A 15,664-nucleotide genomic window follows, 5' to 3' on the forward strand; every position below is an offset into this window, starting at 1 on the left:
ACGAATTACCTTGCTTTGCGTGCCATTGTGAAGAACTTAGAGAAGCCCAATAACTGGTGCATCTTGATTGCTTTGTGTCCTTTCATCGGAGACTCACCGTTATTTGCTTTAACAAAGTCGGCACGCGCGCCTAGGAAGATATCCTTCATTGGAAAATCTTTCGGACAAACAATCGTACATTGGTCACATGCGTTACATGAGTAAGCGAGCTTCGGGTCCATCTCTTTGTTTTCAATAAACTCAGAGAACATGGTCTTCGGACAGTCGCTAAAGTCGTTCATCATGATGCACTCGCTCATACACAACTTACAGCTACACTGAAGACAGCGAGCGGCTTCTTGGGTAATTTGCTCAGCGGTAAAGCCAAAATCGACTTGTTTGAAGTCTTTTTTGCGCTCGTCTGCATCACGCAGCTCACCGTGTAAGCGGCGAACGTCTTTTGTGCCTTCTGGAAGTGGTACGTCTAGGCGAGATTCGTAAGCGTACTCTTGAGTAAAGTCACGGCCTTCGGTCAGTGCTTTGTTCGTTAGGAAACGCTCGATGCTCATTGCGGCTTTGCGGCCAAGAGCCATCGCTTCGATCACGATGTTACCACCACACGCATCGCCAGCCACAAACACGTCTTCCAGGTTTGTCGCAAGAGTTTGCTTGTCCACAACGTAGCGGCCGCCACGAGTTTGTTCTAGTGCGCCATCGGTAATGTCAGCAACGATTTGACCCGTTGCAAAGATAACCGTGTCCACTTCGATTGTTCTGCTCTCATCGCTGTATTGAGGAGCGAAGTTGCCTTGCTCATCAAAGATAGACAGAACTTTCTTGATAACTAAACCCGTCACCTTGCCATCTTTATGTTCGATAGCAACTGGGCCCCATCCTGCGTTGAACTCAACGCCTTCTTCAAGTGATTCATCGATCTCGATCTGGCTTGCCGGTAGGTTCTCCATGCTCTCTAGTGAACATTGATAAACCTCCTCAGCGCCGATACGCCAAGAAGAACGCGCACAATCCATCGCAACGTCGCCACCGCCGATCACTGCTACATGTTTGCCAGCGCGAGGGAACTGTTGAGTTTCAGAAATCTCTTTCAAGTATTCCACTGCAGAGAACACGCCATCGTTGTCGTGGCCCGGTAGCGGAATGATTGAACCAACGTGAGCACCGTGGGCAAGAACAACCGCATCGTGTTCATTGCGTAGGGCTTCAAACGTGATGTCTTTACCAATCTCTACACCGAACTTGGTAGTAATGCCTAGCATGTCTAGGTAGCTGTATTCGAAGTCGATAACGTCACGCGGTAGTCGGTACTCTGGAATACCAACACGCATCATGCCGCCATACACGTCTAGCTTTTCATAGATGGTGACCTCATGGCCTTGACGGCGCAGTTCGATTGCCGCTTGCGCGCCCGCTGGGCCAGCACCAACAATTGCAATATGCTTGCCAGTCGCTTTAGCGATATCTAGCGGCCATTGGTCTTGCTTATCCATTTGTTCAGCAACGAAACGCTTGATGCCAGCTACACTGATTGGCTGACCAAATTCAGTGTTACGACGACACGCTTGCTCACATGGGTGCGCACAAATGCGCCCCAGTGTTTGCGGAAGAAAAAGTTTGTTACGAATAACGTTAAGCGCACCCTGTAGGTCACCTTCACCAGCTAGACGAACATATTGTTTAACGTCGGTGTGCATTGGGCATGCCGTTTGACATGCCGGATCTGCATCTCCCATACAGCCGTCAACAATCGTTTGGGCTGTGTCATACAGCTTTTGGCTGAAAATTACATTGCTCATTGAATTGTATTCTCGCTGCTATTAGCTGTTGCCGTTTGAAACTTTTACGTCTTGGTTGTTTTGCTCGTAGTGCTCGTGGCTGTACTCGATCCAAGAACCGTCGTAGTTGTAAACGTTCTCTGCGCCTAGTACCTCTTTAAGAACAAGTGCTGTATGAGCAGAGCGAACACCTGATTGACAGTAAGCAATCACATTTTTGCCTTCGATTAGGTCACCGTATAGGTCTTTCAGCTCTTGAGCTGTTTTAAGAGTCGTGTCGCCATTGACTGTTTGGGTCCAGTTGATGTGAACACTGGTAGGAATTTTACCTGGGCCGTATGCACCAGAAACCGTTGTTGTGCCGTTGAATTCGTCGTCACCACGAGTATCAATAATCACCCAGTCAGAGTCTTGCTGAGCGTTTAATACCATGTCTAGAGTCGCCAGCGTTTCTTCTTGAGCACTTGGATTTGGTGCTACGTAGCTCGTCGCTTTAACAGGAGGATTTGCGTTGCCTGTTGCGTAACCTGCACCAATCCAAGCGTTTAGGCCGCCGTCAAGGTAGCGAACATCTTCGTGGCCTAGGTTTTGAACTTGCCAGAAGATACGAGCTGCATCATGGTGAGAGCCTGCTGCGTACACAACGATAGTTGAGTCAGGGGTTGCACCTACGTGACCAAGAAGCGCTTCCATCTCTTCAGTGGTATTACGCATACCGCCGAACTCGTATGCGTCGCTTTGTGCAGAGTAGTCACCGCGCCACATAGTGTGGGAACCCGCAATAGGTGAGTCTGGACGAAGTGGGTTAAGAGCGCCGATTACAACGACATCTTCTTCACTGTCCATAAGCGCTTTTAGTTGCTCTGCGGTAATAAAGCTTTCAGCGTTTGCGTATTCTGATAGCTTAGTTGCTAGAACCGACTCATCCACCGCTACGGCTTCAGTACTAAACATAGAGTTATAAGTCGTGTAGCCAATAGCGACCGCTGCTGCGATTGCGCCCAGTGCAATTGTTGATTTTTTCATTGTTATATATCCATAAATTAAAAAATGTATAAAAGTTTCATCGCCGTCTACCTTTATTAGGAAGGCGTCGACTTTGGATTCTTTTGGCGCGAAATTAAGGTGTAGTAGCTAAATGAGTTTGATTCTTATTTGTTAATACTCAAGACGTTATACGTTGCGGCCATTGCTCTGGGGGGATTTTTATTGATTTACTACTTAGTAGGTATTGTGGTTTCCCACAATACTGATGTGTGATTGATCTAACGCAACAAATTGGAGAGGTTGGTTGATGGTAAAATAACCGTGACGTATCCAACCGATGATTTTTTGACTTGTTTTTTCATAACTTGCCACATTTAGCCGTATCATTCGCTCTCTCGCTTGTTCTCATCTCTGCGCCAACATGGGCCGAAGAAGACGAGCTCGAAGAGTTTGAAGTAGGCGTGCTTGCATTGCGTGGCCATGCTCACGCCAGAGATACTTGGCAACCGACTATCGACTTTCTTGAGCAGCAATTGCCTGAGTACAAGTTTAATTTGCATACCTATAACTTTGAGCAGTTGGAAGATGCCTTCTTGCATGGCTGGCTAGATTTCTTCTTGACCAGTCCAGGGCAGGCAACGACTCTCGCGCGCTCCTATCCTGTGAGTTGGCTTGCTACTCAAAGAACCGCATACAGCGATATTCCAAACAAATCGATTGCATCTGTTGTCTTGGTTAAGCAAGACTCGAAATACCAAACATTCAGCGATTTAAGTGGGGTTCGTTTAGCCGCCGTATCAGACAAGGCCTTTGGCGGCTATCTAGCGTTTCGTTATGAACTAGACAAGCTCGATCACTTCAATAATCAGTACTTTCGCAATATCGAATTTACTGGGCCGCCAACCGACCGTCTAATATTGGATCTATTGGATGACAGATACGATTCGGTCATCGTTCCTGCTTGTACTTTGGAAGCAATGGTGGAAGCGGGTGAGGTCGATATTATCTCTGTACGCGTGATTAATGCACAAAATCCGGCTAATTCAGTATGCACGGTGAGTACCGATCTTTATCCAAACTGGACGTTTGCCATGACCGACCGAGCCCCCACTTATATTGGTGGTTTGGTGGCGCAGGCACTTCTAGCTATGCCGAAAGACCACCTAGCCGCTAAAGCGGCGAACAACGTAGGATGGATGCATCCAGCGCCATCGGTGCAATTGGATAAAGCCTTTAAGCAATTGAACATGCACCCATTGCAAACGCCATTTGGTGAGAAGCTCAATAAGTGGCTCACGCAAAATAGAGTTCCTGTTGGTTTTGGTTTGTTGATGGTGTTTTTTATGGCGATTTACCACGTCATCTTAGAGCTTAAGTTTAAACGTAGCCAAACTGAATTGCGGGAAACCCTTAATGACTTGCGCCGAAAAAGTGCTTTATTAGAGCAAGCTCAGCGAACATCGATAGCAGGTGAACTAGGCAGCAGCATCGCACACGAGATTAATCAGCCATTGGCTGCGATTAAAAATTACAGCCAAGGCATGAAAATTCGGATGCAAAAGGGCACCACACCAGAAGAGATGGTGCCGATCATTGATAAGATACAGCATCAAGTAACCTCAGCCAGTTCTATCATTCAACGCCTTCGCGATCTCATCAACAAGAAGCCGATTGAAAAACGTGAGATAGATTTAGACCTCGTGGTTAGCGAATGTATAGAGCTACTAGATTTTGAATTTCAACGCCACGGTGTGGAGGTTATCATCTCTAGTTTTGGCATGAACCAAGCAATAAACGCAGATGAAACGGGCATTCAGCAATTGCTACTAAACTTGTTAGTGAACGCAAAAGATGCCTGTGTGAGTCGAGCCAGTGATGGCGACTCACTCACTATCGAAGTTCATGTGGAGTACCAGATAAGTAACGTGGTGATTGATGTGATAGATAACGGTATAGGCTTTGATGATGAAGCAATACCATTGACACAAGCCTTCTATACCACCAAAGAAAATGGCCTTGGTTTGGGTCTAGCAATTTGTCGAGATGTGGTAGAAAGCCACCATGGCAATATTGAATTTAACAAAGCAACACCAAACGGTTGTATAGTCACCGTAACGCTGCCGTATTCAGGAGACAAAAAATGAGTAACGACATGAACCCAATCTACATTGTTGACGATGAAGTAGAGGTACTGGAATCGATGTCATTTTTGCTAGAAAGCTATGGATACGAGGTGAAGACGTACTTGAGTGGGCAGGAATTTTTGTCCAATGCACGAATCCAGAAGCCGGGTTGCGTCCTTCTTGATAGTCGTATGCCAGAGATGCGAGGACAAGAGGTTCACCAAGCTTTAAATGAGCAACACAGTCCCTTGACGGTTATCTATCTTACAGGCCATGGTGATATTCCTATGGCGGTGGATGCGCTCAAAGATGGGGCTCAAGACTTTTTCCAAAAGCCAGTTGATGTAGAAAAACTAGTGGTAGCTATTGATACTGCGTTAACGAGCTCTGAAAAGCGGTTCCACACTCTACAAGATGAAATGGCGCTAAACGCCCTCACCAAGCGAGAGAAAGAAGTGCTTGATCTGGTAATTAAAGGAATGAAGAACCAGCAAATGGCAGACGAGCTTTGTGTATCGCTTCGTACTATCGAGGTACACCGTTCTAACGTGATGAAAAAGCTTGAAGTGAAGAATGTCGCGGCACTCATTCAAAAAGTCGGGCACCTAGTCTAAGTTATTCTAAAAATTGACGTTTACGGCGTTTCTGCGAGCACTTCGTATCACTTTGATTCAATTAAAGGTGTGATAGCGCTAAAGAAAAGGGCAGGGAAGCGATACAATGCGTCACAATCAAAACTGTATGTCCATTCAATCGATAGTAAATCCTTATGTCTAAAGAACAAGAATACGAGTTCAACACAGAATACACCCTCGACAAGACTTTCTTCGCAGAGTGCTACGACCAAACTAGCACACCTGCGAGTTTTCCAAAATCGTATTTTAAAGCTTTCATATTTCTGATGTTTGGTGGGGCGTTGGTTGAGTTTGAATTATTACCAAGTGGATATGTTGGTTGGTTCTTTATTGTGTTGAGTATTGTTGAAGCGTGCAGTGTTTACTTCAAAAGAACATGGTGGCTATGGCGACAACGATGGAGCATGAGCAACGGTAGTAAAGTCTCTATCAAAGTGGACACCAATGGTTTGAGCTATACCAGTGGCAAGAATGTTCGAATGCTCGAATGGAAACAGATCGACCAACTCGAACAAAGCGATTTAGGTTTCATCCTCCATATTGGCAAACAGCGCCAATACGTCAGCAAATCTTGTTTAAGTGATGAAGCGATTGCGTTTATCGTGGAGCAGCACGAAGCTTCACGTAAAGCCTAAGCGATAAAGCTAAGCTATTTAGATTCAAACAAAAAAGAAAAGGATTGGTATCTCTACCAATCCTTTATTCGTTTAAGCCTTGTGACGCTGTATGTTAACAGCAAGCGATTACTCGTAATCGGAAGCGTAAGTATCTTCGTAAGAGTGAGAGTAGAACTCGAAAAGGTTTCCAAACGGGTCTTCTAGGTAAACCATTTGCGCTTGTTTTAGCTCATCTTCTGGGTGGTAACGCATAATATCCATACGCACTTTACCTCCATACTCTTCAACACGTTTAATCGCGGTATCAAACTGCTCTTTTGGCAACTGAAGACAGAAGTGGAAGATACCAAGGCGAGAAAAATCTACGTTGTGGCGCTCATCACGATCTACCATTTCGAAGAGTTCAACACCGATACCATCAGTCGTCACTAGGTGAGCAATATTAAAACCTTTGAAGCCTTCACCGAAAACCGCGATACACATGCGACCAATAGCTGACTCGCGTTCTTCTTGAACTTTAGTGTTGTTCATCACTATACGAAGGCCAAGCGCTTTCGTATAGAACTCAACCGCTTTGTCCATATCACCGACCATGATACCTACGTGATTCATCTTCATGACTTTCTCCTAACTTTATATTTGAGTATTTGTTTGTTCGTTTCGATATGGAGAAGTATAGGTACAAAAATTTGAGATGGTAAATTATCAATAATCATCATTATGATAATTTTTTGTTATTATGGAGGGGAAGTGGAAGCGAGTGTTATAACCATGCGGGCTCACGGAAAAATTCGCGACTAGCTATTGGATGGAGTGCCACCAACACGGCGGTTAACTGCCTGAATGATGCAATATCGCTAACATCCTTGCGCTAAATAGAATAAGATACACGGCCTTAAATTAAGCACTGAGCCCCTCATCGCAATGACCGATCAAACACCACAAGCAACATTTGCCGATCTCGGCCTAATTCCAACTCTAGTAGAACGACTCACCGAGTTAGAATATAGCCAGCCGACCCCAATCCAAACGCATACTATCCCTTGTGTTCTAGAAGGGCGAGATATCATCGGTGGTGCTAATACAGGTTCGGGTAAAACGGCAGCGTTTACGTTACCTATTCTGCAAAAGATTGTTGAGCAAGGTGAATCGAACAGTCGCCGCGGCAACTACGTTTCTCATCTGATCCTTGTACCGACTCGTGAACTGGCATCGCAGGTGGCTTATAACGTTAAATCATACTCGTACCACTTAAGAGACAAGATCAAAACGGTTGCTGTGTTTGGTGGCGTATCAGTAAATCCGCAGATGCTCGCACTTCGTGGTGGCTGCGACATCGTAGTGGCAACACCGGGTCGATTGCTTGATTTGGTATCGAGCAACGCGATTAAGCTAGATGAAGTGAAAACGCTAGTGCTTGATGAAGCAGACCGCATGCTGAGTCTTGGCTTTACGGAAGAACTAAACAAAATTCTTGCACTGTTGCCAGAGAAGAAGCAAACCTTGCTGTTCTCGGCGACGTTCCCAGACAAAGTGACGACATTAGCTCAGCACCTATTGAGCGATCCGGTTGAAGTTCAACTGCAAAGCGCAGAAGAGAGCACTTTGGTTCAGCGTGTGTTTAGTGTTAATAAAGGCGAGAAAACAGCGGTACTGGCGCATTTGATTAAGCAATATCAATGGCGTCAAACGTTGATTTTCGTGAATGCGAAGAGCGCGTGTAACCACCTAGCTCAGAAACTGTCGAAACGCGGAATCACAGCAGAAGTGTTCCACGGCGACAAAGGGCAGGGTGCTCGTACCCGTGTGCTTGAAGGATTCAAGTCTGGTGAGATCCAAGTGTTGATCGCAACCGATATCGCAGCGCGCGGTCTGGATATTGAAAAACTGCCTGTTGTAATTAACTTCGATCTTCCGCGTAGCCCAGCAGACTATATGCACCGAATCGGTCGAAGCGGCCGTGCGGGTGAAGTTGGCCTTGGCTTATCTTTGATTGATTACGATGATTATCATCACTTCAAAGTTATTGAGAAGAAAAACAAGTTCCGTCTTGAGCGTGAACAGGTAGAAGGCTTTGAAGTTGAAGACGACCAAAGCGAAGCGTACTTCTTACCTATGCGGCCGCAACCAAAACCTGCTGGCACAGGAAAAAAGAAGAAGAAAAAACGCAATCCACAGAACAACGACTAAACCGTCGAATCTCTATTGGGCGGCTAGAACTGAGAGAGAAAAATAGAGAGCCTCGCTTGATGTAACAAGCGAGGCTCTTTTTCATCTTATGATTGACTATCGACGCTGTGAACGTCCGCGACCAGAGCGTTCTTTGAAAGACGAGGCGGCTTTCGCTTGAGATTTTAGAATCGAATCTACCGTAAGTGGCATCGGCTCTTTAGGTTTGAGACCATGACGGAAAGTACGCGCTCTCGGTGGCAAATCATACTCTTCCACACTAGCGCGTGGCATGCGCTTAAAGCGGTAGAGGTAAAAGTTCTCTAACTTCTCTCTTGCCCATTCGGTTTTCTTCAAATACTTCACACTACTGGCAATAGAAGGATTGGTGTTGAAGCAGTTAAAACGCATGGCGGCGTCGAGAATGTCCCAGCCATAAAAGTCCACCAACTCTTGCAACATGGTTTCGAGTTTTAACCCGTGCAGTGGATTGTTTTGTTGCAGTTCTATTCTTTTTTCGTCAGTCATCATTTTGGTGGCCATAGTGCTTAGGAATATAGGTATCTATAAGTTCAGTTTTGAAGGGGCGGAGTTTAACAGAGTATAGCGCTTAGAGATATGTGTGGTGGTGTACGTGCAGTTCGAAAAGGATAGTTTCAGGTGAAATGGTGTTTTATAAAATTGACAATTAAATTTATACTGCATATATTCCTGCCATGGTAAGTCACTAAAAACATTCACAATACCAATTGGTTGGTTTGGTGGTTAAGATAAATCTGGACAGCGTGTTCAGTTCGGCGCGTTGAGTTTTGATAGTGTTCATCAGGTTGAGTGAGCAGTATTCAACAAAATGGAGATATGCGATGAGTCATTGGTTAGACTATTTTCCGTACGTGGCAATGGCAATTAAGTTAATTGCTCTTGGGGTCGCTGGATATTTCGCCATCAAATGGCACTTCGATCAAGATAAGAAGTTAAAACAGCAAGAACAAGAGGCAAAAGAAGCGAAAGAGTCGTAAAAAGCACGATGACTTAAACATCGAACTAGAGCTTCATTACAACACTTCTCAATAAAATGCTGAACCACTTTAGTTAGCTTCTTTTTCAAGACACTTTGCTCTATCTAAGTCTCAGCTCATCTTGGATTCTAGAAGCAATCCCACGCGTACATTCATTTCGGTTTGCATCATGGAATATCTAAGGTCTCTCTCGCTCTCTTAAGGAAAACTGCCTCAATGACATACAGTAAAGCCACCGCCATCGGTTTAGTTGCCATATTGATGTGGAGCACTGCGGTTGGTTTGATTAGAACCGTTGCTGAGGCTTTAGGCGCGGTAGGCGGAGCGGCGATGATTTATACGCTTAGCTCAGTTGTACTGCTTGTGGCAGTCGGCTTTCCAAATCTTGCCAAGTTTCCTCGCCGTTATCTCATTTTGGGTGGTTTGCTTTTCGTTGTCTACGAGCTGTGCCTCTCGCTTTCCGTGGGTTTCGCCACTACCAGTAAACAAGCGATCGAGGTGAGTATGGTTAACTACTTATGGCCAAGCTTCACCTTAGTGCTTGCGCTTCTTGTAAGCGGAAAAAGAATGTCATTGATGATGTTCGTTGGGATGATCATCTGTCTTTGTGGAGTTGGCAAAGTGCTTGCTGGGGATGATGGGTTTTCGCTAACAGAGATGGGGGCCAACATCATCAGCAACCCATTAAGCTACGGGCTCGCTTTTTCTGGAGCAGTCATTTGGAGTGTCTATTGCGTATACACCAAGAAAGCCGCGGAAGGGTTTAATGGGATTACGCCATTTTTTATGCTCACGGCTACGGTCTTGTGGTGTAAACTTGGCCTGAGCGAAAACCCGGTAATGACGTTTTCACCCAGAGTGCTTATCGATCTTGTGTTGGTTTCCTGTGCGATGGGTTTAGGCTATGCCGCATGGAATATTGGCATATTACATGGCAATGTTACCGTACTGGCGACCGCTTCTTATTTTACTCCGGTGCTTTCAGCTTTGTTTGCAGCACTTCTACTGGAAGAATCTCTCGGTGTTGGCTTTTGGCTGGGGCGTCGATGGTGAGCATCGGCTCAGTTATCTGCTGGATAGCCTCTAAACAGAACTGAACATTTGGATGTCTGTTGTTGGGCTTGCTGAGCATTTATGACACCTTGTATTTCAAACAGAGACAGGGTCCAATACCGCTTAATATCATATTCACCAAGAACCTTTTAAGGCACTACATAGGACGTTTGCATAATGCGCAAATCAGACAAGAAGATCGAAAACCAAATTAGAGATGTGTTGACCGATGTATGTGAAGGTACGTTGAAAAGCTATGAAGGTTTTCAATGGGTAACGCACACCGTTAAGTATTCTGCTTTTCCTCAGAGTTTAAAAATTGCCTGTGTATTCGAAACGAATCAAGATAGAGCGAAGTTTCTAAACTCAGAAGGCCCACAGCATGTCTCAGCCACAATCCAAATGGCGTTTAACCAAGTTGGAGTCCAACTCAAGAACGTGGATAAGCTAATTAGTTACGATACTGAGGAGAATCGTAAGCGTTAGGGATCGACATTGTTGACGTCTTTAAACAAATAAACAGATCGAAAACCGAACTAGGAAATTATGAAGTTATCTGAGTTGCAAAGTCACATTAAAGAGTTTGATTATGCTCCCGATTTACCAGAGCACTATTTTCTCAAATTAGTCGAAGAAGTGGGTGAGTTGTCTGAATCTATTCGCAGTGGGAAAGGCGGTCAACCCGATTTGGAAGACCTAAAAGGCTCGATTGCTGAAGAGCTATATGATGTTTTGTACTACGTTTGCGCTCTGGCGAACATTTACGATGTTAACCTAGAACAAACGCATGACCTGAAAGAAATATTGAATAAGGTTAAATACAACCGCTAGAGCGCTTACCGCTGAGCAACATGTGTATGCTCAAGTTTAGCTGCACACGTCAATGATAATATTCTCTTTTTCTAACGGATGGCCAAATGAGCGACGAGCATTTTAAAGGGAAGTATGAGGTAGAGCTTAAGTACCGCGTCGAGTCTAAGACCAGTTTCTTAGACGTTTTAAAACAAATGCCTCACGAAATAATGCTAGAGGATAATCTAGAATCCGATTGGTATTTCGATACGCCTGATAAATCTTTGAAGCAGCAGAACAAGAGTGTCTGTATTCGCATAATGGAGCCATCAGGCATCAAGCTTTGGATTGTTAAAGGTCCCGAAGCAGACCGATGTGAGGCCACGAACATTGCCGATGCTAACAGCGCCAAAAGTATGCTTCAAACCATGGGTTACGAAGTCACTTTGAAAGCAACTAAAACGCGAAGTATCTATTTCGTCGGTAAGTTTCACATCACGGTAGACACTTTAAATGGCATTGGTGACTTTGCAGAGTTCGCAATCATGACAGACGATGAATCGATGCTAGACACCTATAAAGTTGAACTTGAAAACTTAGCGAGTAAGTTTGGATTAACAGACTCGGCTTTACAGACCAAATCCTATAAGCAAATGTTCTTAGAAAACCACACATCGAGAAACGGTGGAAGTGGATTTTAAACACTTGGCACCTTTTCCGCCGAGTGTCAGCCTTGTTCCTTTCACGAACGGTTGTCGCATGCACTATGTATGAACCGTGCCTTTAGAGTGAATAAAGAGAACTCTATCACATGGATAACATTGACGTTTTTTGTCGGTGACGTAAAGATAGTGATGTGTGCAAAACCTATTATTTGTTAATCCGTACAGAATGATATTTCCAAGCCAGCGGCGACCAGTGTTAGTAAATCGCTCGTGTAACCACTGGGTGTGTAAGATATTGAATTAAGAGAAAGTGGGATTCGGAATAGCAGAGCCAATCGGTAACTCTCACGCTCCAAAGAACCATGCGTTCTCGATCATTAATGGACTGAGCAGCCCATGGGATCGCCATGTAATACCTCAAGGGATTTAAGCAGAGTATGACGCAGAGTATTTCAGCCCAGTGTGAGCTGGTATCATTTAAATTATTCTTTCACGGTGGATTAAACCAGGTGCAGGTGCATTGCTTGAAGGGGGAGGGCACTTGTTTAAGTCAGTATGAATTGGCTGGTAGCGAGCACAAGCTTGTCTTGCTGCAGTGGTTAGATAATACAACCCTTTTGGCCATGGATTCATGGGGAAAGCTGTATCGGTGGCCGTTTCACGAGGGTGACCACCGTACGGTCGAACCCGTACTGGATATGCAGTTGCGTCCTTTTATAGATGCGTGGTTTATAGGCAATACCTTGTGGTTTGCAGCGGAGAGTGAACTCGACGGACCCTCCGGTCAACGTTTGTTCGGGCTCGATCTAGCTAAGCTGCAATTGATTTATGACCGTCCCATGGACCTCGATTTTGAAGAAGGCACCTTGGTCCTGCTGTCACAGGGTGAATGGGCCTGCTATCAACGAAGTAGCAAGCCGGGCTATAAATTTCGAACGCATTCCGTCGTGCGCTTTAATGCTAATACCATGGAAGTCCAAACTACTGAGCTTGCCAGTAAGCCCACGATTGATCCCTTGAGTTTCCGTAAAACCCTTTTTGTTGATCGCCAAGCGGGAACACTGCTTTGTGCAGACACCAGCTCCGTCGAGGCCATCACAGATGACAAGGGAGTCAGTCGGTATGGCTTTGCGTTGCAATTAGTCGATCTTTACTCACAACGTCTGCTCTGGTCAAAAACGGTACGCTACCTGAGTGGCGACGAGATCGCCGATGATTTTGATCGTGATGAGATCATCGAGTCTCTAGACGCGATTGCCAATGGCGACGTCAGTCACCAACACAATGAGGCTTGGCAGTCATTGGTAGAATGCCTGACCGATGTCCAGTTTGATAGTGCAGGTGAACATTTTTGGTTGGCATGGCAAGGAGGACTGGTTCAGTGTCTCACTCGTCAAGGTGAGATTATCCATGGACCTACCGCACTGCATGCGAAACCTGGGCAAAGTTTCTCTCAGCATGAAGAGAGCTACCTGCTTGAGTGCATCAACCAAGGTGACCAGACTCAACTGCTTTTAGCACAGGGCGACCGGGAATGGGCCAAACTTTGGTGGGCCAATGTACCCAAGGCTTGCGAAGCTGGGGTCAGAACCGAAGATAGTGCTGCGCTGATTGCTACACAAGCTATACCCGCTCAACGGGCACAGCTGCGTGTTCCTCGAAACGAAGTGGTTGAGCCGATGAAAAGTGGCCAGATAAACTTTTTCTGTGCCGATCTGCAATGCCGTCAACATGGCGTCGCGACCTTAAACTCACTATTGAATAGCCTGCCAGCGTTGCAGGCTAACTATGAACGACAGGCAAAGGCTACACATGACACGATCTTACCCCTGTTTTTCTGTTTCACCGCGCTGCAACCTCAGCTAGTCGAGACGGCCAGTGAGTATAACCTGTTCCCTTCGCTTGCCTACGAGCTGATGGCGCCGACATGCTTGCGACCCTTATCGATAAGATTGCGGCTTGGTCCTGTTGTGGGCGACTGTTCGGTCAAGAGGACAAGCCTGTGTTAGCAGATGCAGTGTTGTCACTAGTGGACAAAGCCGAGTACTTACCAGTTTTGACCCGCTATTTTCAGTCCATAGCGACTTCCACAGAGAATCAAGCGTTCCACTGCAACCAGACTCTACCAGCGATCCGCGAGAGCCATGCGGGAACAGAAGCATTGACGCTCTTTGAGCAGCAGGTGCCTTGGCCTTGGAACGATCCCGCTCACAGCATCGCTCAGCCAGATCCTTACGACGACTGGTAACTTTTTTATTGTTGGCGGCAGTAGCTAGCAGTCTACTGCCGTTTATTGAAATCGATATAGCATACCTGCATAGTGGTTTGAATAACAAATAAAGAAGCCTTAATACAGGCTTTCCCTTAGCTCAAGAGTACATAGCCGTAAACTTTGCTCTACCTATCTTAAATACCTTACCCACTAACACTATCAATACGGCACCGGTAAGCACTGGGGTTATTAAGAATGCCCAGCTTTGCGCAGTTAACATGATCAAAATCGGATTTGCTCCCGCTGGCGGATGTGTGGTTTTGGTCAGTAACATCAGCGAAACACCAAGCCCAGTCGCGATAGCCAATGTAACGGGAGTTACCCCTATAAACTGGGTGAAAGCAACACCTATAGATGCAGTTACTAAATGCCCAAGAATCACATTTTTGGGTTGGGCTAACGGGCTATCTGGCAGCCCAAATACCAATACTGTTGTTGCGCCAAATGGTGCCATGATAAATGCGATATCTATGAGTGACGCTTCCAAATGGCTCAGTACGCCAATGGCAATGGCGGCCCCAATCCCGGCTAAACAAGAAACAATGTAGTTATTCATTTTCGTGTGCTCGTGTGTGCTTATAAAATAGTAGACCAGTCTGTCTACATTGAAAGGGTAGACAACTTGGTCTACTATTGTCAAACGTTTTTGATAGGGTGTTTGGCTAGTAGGCAATGAATAAGAAACGACAACAGTTAATCGATACAGCCCTCGATCTGTTTTATCTTCAGGGTATTCACTCGGTTGGTATTAATGAGGTTCTTAAAGTCTCTGGCGTTGCGAAGCGAACGCTTTACAGTCACTTCGACAGCAAAGAGGCTTTGATTCATGCAACGCTCGAGCAAAGGCATGCCAACTTTATGCATTGGTTAGAACTAACCTTGAGTGACGCCTCTTCTGAACAGCAACTTGTCTCTGATTTATTTGATGGTTTGAATCGTTGGTTCAATGGTGAAGCCAGTGAGCTCGGGGACTTCAGAGGGTGCTTTTTCATCAATACATCGGCAGAGTTTAGTGACGTTGACAGCGACATTGTTAAGTATTGCTCTTTCCACAAAAGTGAGGTTAAGCGCTTAATTCAAAGTAAATTAACCGATGATAATCCTCAGCTTTTGAATGCTATTTGTATCATGAAGGAGGGAGCGATCATTACTGCGCACATGACTAGAAAGGGTGACGAAGTATGCCAACAGAGCAAAGACGCATTGAGGGCACTTTGTACTTAAACGTTCCGTTTGTACATAAACGGAACGTTTGGATTTAAATCGCTCTAATTTGGTGGCTAGTGACATCGTATCCATACAATGTAGGGCTATCGCGGGAAATTCCAACTAAGATAGAAATTCACGCAAGGTGTCTTCTTGCTAGCTTAACGCTAGGCCTTATTCAATGATATAGCCTCTAAAATCGGTTCCATGAAACGTTCACTTGCCAGATAACCTCCTAGGCCATCGAATACAAATTGGAATGCGATACAGATGAGGATGAAGCCCATTATACGTGTGAGGGCATCTAAACCCGTTACGCCAAGTGCTTTGGATATATAAGGCGCGCCTTTCATC

Annotated in this window: 18 protein-coding genes; 12 read left to right on the forward strand and 6 right to left on the reverse strand. The window is 45.4% G+C overall.

All coding sequences use genetic code 11. The features are described from left to right. Positions 1-5 precede the first annotated feature (5 nt). Together UA76_RS03395 and UA76_RS03400 are read right to left on the reverse strand one after the other, a co-directional pair. Complete coding sequence (locus UA76_RS03395; RefSeq protein ID WP_047043016.1) at positions 6-1,793, reverse strand: FAD-dependent oxidoreductase; 1,788 nt, start codon at positions 1,791-1,793, stop codon at positions 6-8. 21 nt (positions 1,794-1,814) lie between these two features. Beyond that, positions 1,815-2,798, reverse strand: coding sequence for a sulfurtransferase (locus tag UA76_RS03400; protein ID WP_047043018.1), 984 nt, complete (start codon positions 2,796-2,798; stop codon positions 1,815-1,817). 311 nt (positions 2,799-3,109) lie between these two features. On the opposite strand from UA76_RS03400, the gene UA76_RS03405 reads away from it, so the two are divergent. The 3 genes from UA76_RS03405 (at position 3,110) to UA76_RS03415 (ending at position 6,152) form a co-directional block, all read left to right on the forward strand. Continuing rightward, a complete protein-coding gene (locus UA76_RS03405; RefSeq protein WP_052771934.1) occupies positions 3,110-4,903 on the forward strand; it encodes a sensor histidine kinase in 1,794 nt (597 codons plus the stop codon). Then, positions 4,900-5,496, forward strand: coding sequence for a response regulator transcription factor (locus UA76_RS03410; RefSeq protein ID WP_047043021.1), 597 nt, complete (start codon positions 4,900-4,902; stop codon positions 5,494-5,496). Before UA76_RS03405 ends, UA76_RS03410 begins: the two co-directional genes overlap by 4 nt. Positions 5,497-5,651: 155 nt before the next feature. Beyond that, entirely contained in the window at positions 5,652-6,152 is a 501-nt protein-coding gene (locus tag UA76_RS03415) for a YcxB family protein (protein WP_047043024.1), read from the forward strand. Between the two features lie 108 nt (positions 6,153-6,260). Here the strand turns inward: UA76_RS03415 and UA76_RS03420 are convergent, their stop codons facing one another. Then, positions 6,261-6,752: a VOC family protein gene (locus tag UA76_RS03420; RefSeq protein WP_047043027.1), complete on the reverse strand. Its 492-nt coding sequence runs from the start codon at positions 6,750-6,752 to the stop codon at positions 6,261-6,263. A 306-nt stretch (positions 6,753-7,058) separates the two neighbouring features. Between UA76_RS03420 and UA76_RS03425 the strand changes: the two genes are divergently transcribed. After that, positions 7,059-8,324: a DEAD/DEAH box helicase gene (locus tag UA76_RS03425; RefSeq protein WP_047043029.1), complete on the forward strand. Its 1,266-nt coding sequence runs from the start codon at positions 7,059-7,061 to the stop codon at positions 8,322-8,324. Positions 8,325-8,420: 96 nt separating this feature from the next. On the opposite strand, the gene UA76_RS03430 is transcribed toward UA76_RS03425, so the two are convergent. Beyond that, the gene (locus UA76_RS03430; protein WP_047043086.1) at positions 8,421-8,834 is read right to left on the reverse strand and encodes a VF530 family protein; all 414 of its coding nucleotides are present in this window, start codon (positions 8,832-8,834) and stop codon (positions 8,421-8,423) included. 332 nt (positions 8,835-9,166) lie between these two features. Here UA76_RS03430 and UA76_RS23995 point away from each other — a divergent pair, with 332 nt between their 5' ends. The 7 genes from UA76_RS23995 (at position 9,167) to UA76_RS03460 (ending at position 14,080) form a co-directional block, all read left to right on the forward strand. Then, on the forward strand, positions 9,167-9,322 hold the full coding sequence (locus UA76_RS23995) for a hypothetical protein (protein ID WP_202906905.1): 156 nt from the start codon (positions 9,167-9,169) through the stop codon (positions 9,320-9,322). A gap of 216 nt (positions 9,323-9,538) precedes the next feature. Beyond that, a complete protein-coding gene (gene yddG, locus UA76_RS03435; RefSeq protein ID WP_272945999.1) occupies positions 9,539-10,375 on the forward strand; it encodes an aromatic amino acid DMT transporter YddG in 837 nt (278 codons plus the stop codon). A 177-nt stretch (positions 10,376-10,552) separates the two neighbouring features. Continuing rightward, on the forward strand, positions 10,553-10,861 hold the full coding sequence (locus UA76_RS03440; protein ID WP_047043033.1) for a hypothetical protein: 309 nt from the start codon (positions 10,553-10,555) through the stop codon (positions 10,859-10,861). A gap of 60 nt (positions 10,862-10,921) precedes the next feature. Further along, positions 10,922-11,206, forward strand: a complete 285-nt coding sequence (locus UA76_RS03445) for a MazG nucleotide pyrophosphohydrolase domain-containing protein (protein WP_047043036.1) — start codon at positions 10,922-10,924, stop codon at positions 11,204-11,206. Positions 11,207-11,292: 86 nt separating this feature from the next. Next, positions 11,293-11,868 (forward strand): class IV adenylate cyclase, encoded by a 576-nt coding sequence (gene cyaB, locus UA76_RS03450; RefSeq protein WP_047043039.1) that lies wholly within the window; start codon positions 11,293-11,295, stop codon positions 11,866-11,868. A 401-nt stretch (positions 11,869-12,269) separates the two neighbouring features. Then, the gene (locus tag UA76_RS03455; RefSeq protein ID WP_047043043.1) at positions 12,270-13,841 is read left to right on the forward strand and encodes a hypothetical protein; all 1,572 of its coding nucleotides are present in this window, start codon (positions 12,270-12,272) and stop codon (positions 13,839-13,841) included. Then, positions 13,835-14,080, forward strand: a complete 246-nt coding sequence (locus UA76_RS03460; protein WP_047043045.1) for a hypothetical protein — start codon at positions 13,835-13,837, stop codon at positions 14,078-14,080. The genes UA76_RS03455 and UA76_RS03460 overlap by 7 nt, the downstream gene beginning before the upstream one ends. 121 nt (positions 14,081-14,201) lie before the next feature. On the opposite strand, the gene UA76_RS03465 is transcribed toward UA76_RS03460, so the two are convergent. Next, positions 14,202-14,660, reverse strand: coding sequence for an HPP family protein (locus tag UA76_RS03465; protein WP_047043049.1), 459 nt, complete (start codon positions 14,658-14,660; stop codon positions 14,202-14,204). A 116-nt stretch (positions 14,661-14,776) separates the two neighbouring features. Here UA76_RS03465 and UA76_RS03470 point away from each other — a divergent pair, with 116 nt between their 5' ends. After that, positions 14,777-15,328 carry a TetR/AcrR family transcriptional regulator gene (locus tag UA76_RS03470; protein WP_047043051.1) on the forward strand — a complete coding sequence of 184 codons (552 nt, stop codon included), beginning with the start codon at positions 14,777-14,779 and terminating at the stop codon, positions 15,326-15,328. Between the two features lie 149 nt (positions 15,329-15,477). Here the strand turns inward: UA76_RS03470 and UA76_RS03475 are convergent. Then, positions 15,478-15,664 (reverse strand): MarC family protein (locus tag UA76_RS03475; protein ID WP_047043055.1); only part of this gene is annotated, 187 nt, incomplete at its 5' end.

The sequence above is a fragment of the Vibrio mexicanus genome (assembly GCF_001012815.1).
Lineage (GTDB): Bacteria > Pseudomonadota > Gammaproteobacteria > Enterobacterales > Vibrionaceae > Vibrio > Vibrio mexicanus.

Bases quoted from the DNA above. Each gene is read 5' to 3' on its own strand.
- UA76_RS03395 (WP_047043016.1), bottom strand. From the start codon at position 1,793: ATGAGCAATGTAATTTTCAGCCAAAAGCTGTATGACACAGCCCAAACG.
- UA76_RS03400 (WP_047043018.1), bottom strand. From the start codon at position 2,798: ATGAAAAAATCAACAATTGCACTGGGCGCAATCGCAGCAGCGGTCGCT.
- UA76_RS03410 (WP_047043021.1), top strand. From the start codon at position 4,900: ATGAGTAACGACATGAACCCAATCTACATTGTTGACGATGAAGTAGAG.
- UA76_RS03415 (WP_047043024.1), top strand. From the start codon at position 5,652: ATGTCTAAAGAACAAGAATACGAGTTCAACACAGAATACACCCTCGAC.
- UA76_RS03420 (WP_047043027.1), bottom strand. From the start codon at position 6,752: ATGAAGATGAATCACGTAGGTATCATGGTCGGTGATATGGACAAAGCG.
- UA76_RS03425 (WP_047043029.1), top strand. From the start codon at position 7,059: ATGACCGATCAAACACCACAAGCAACATTTGCCGATCTCGGCCTAATT.
- UA76_RS03430 (WP_047043086.1), bottom strand. From the start codon at position 8,834: ATGATGACTGACGAAAAAAGAATAGAACTGCAACAAAACAATCCACTG.
- UA76_RS23995 (WP_202906905.1), top strand. From the start codon at position 9,167: ATGAGTCATTGGTTAGACTATTTTCCGTACGTGGCAATGGCAATTAAG.
- yddG (WP_272945999.1), top strand. From the start codon at position 9,539: ATGACATACAGTAAAGCCACCGCCATCGGTTTAGTTGCCATATTGATG.
- UA76_RS03440 (WP_047043033.1), top strand. From the start codon at position 10,553: ATGCGCAAATCAGACAAGAAGATCGAAAACCAAATTAGAGATGTGTTG.
- UA76_RS03445 (WP_047043036.1), top strand. From the start codon at position 10,922: ATGAAGTTATCTGAGTTGCAAAGTCACATTAAAGAGTTTGATTATGCT.
- cyaB (WP_047043039.1), top strand. From the start codon at position 11,293: ATGAGCGACGAGCATTTTAAAGGGAAGTATGAGGTAGAGCTTAAGTAC.
- UA76_RS03455 (WP_047043043.1), top strand. From the start codon at position 12,270: ATGACGCAGAGTATTTCAGCCCAGTGTGAGCTGGTATCATTTAAATTA.
- UA76_RS03465 (WP_047043049.1), bottom strand. From the start codon at position 14,660: ATGAATAACTACATTGTTTCTTGTTTAGCCGGGATTGGGGCCGCCATT.
- UA76_RS03470 (WP_047043051.1), top strand. From the start codon at position 14,777: ATGAATAAGAAACGACAACAGTTAATCGATACAGCCCTCGATCTGTTT.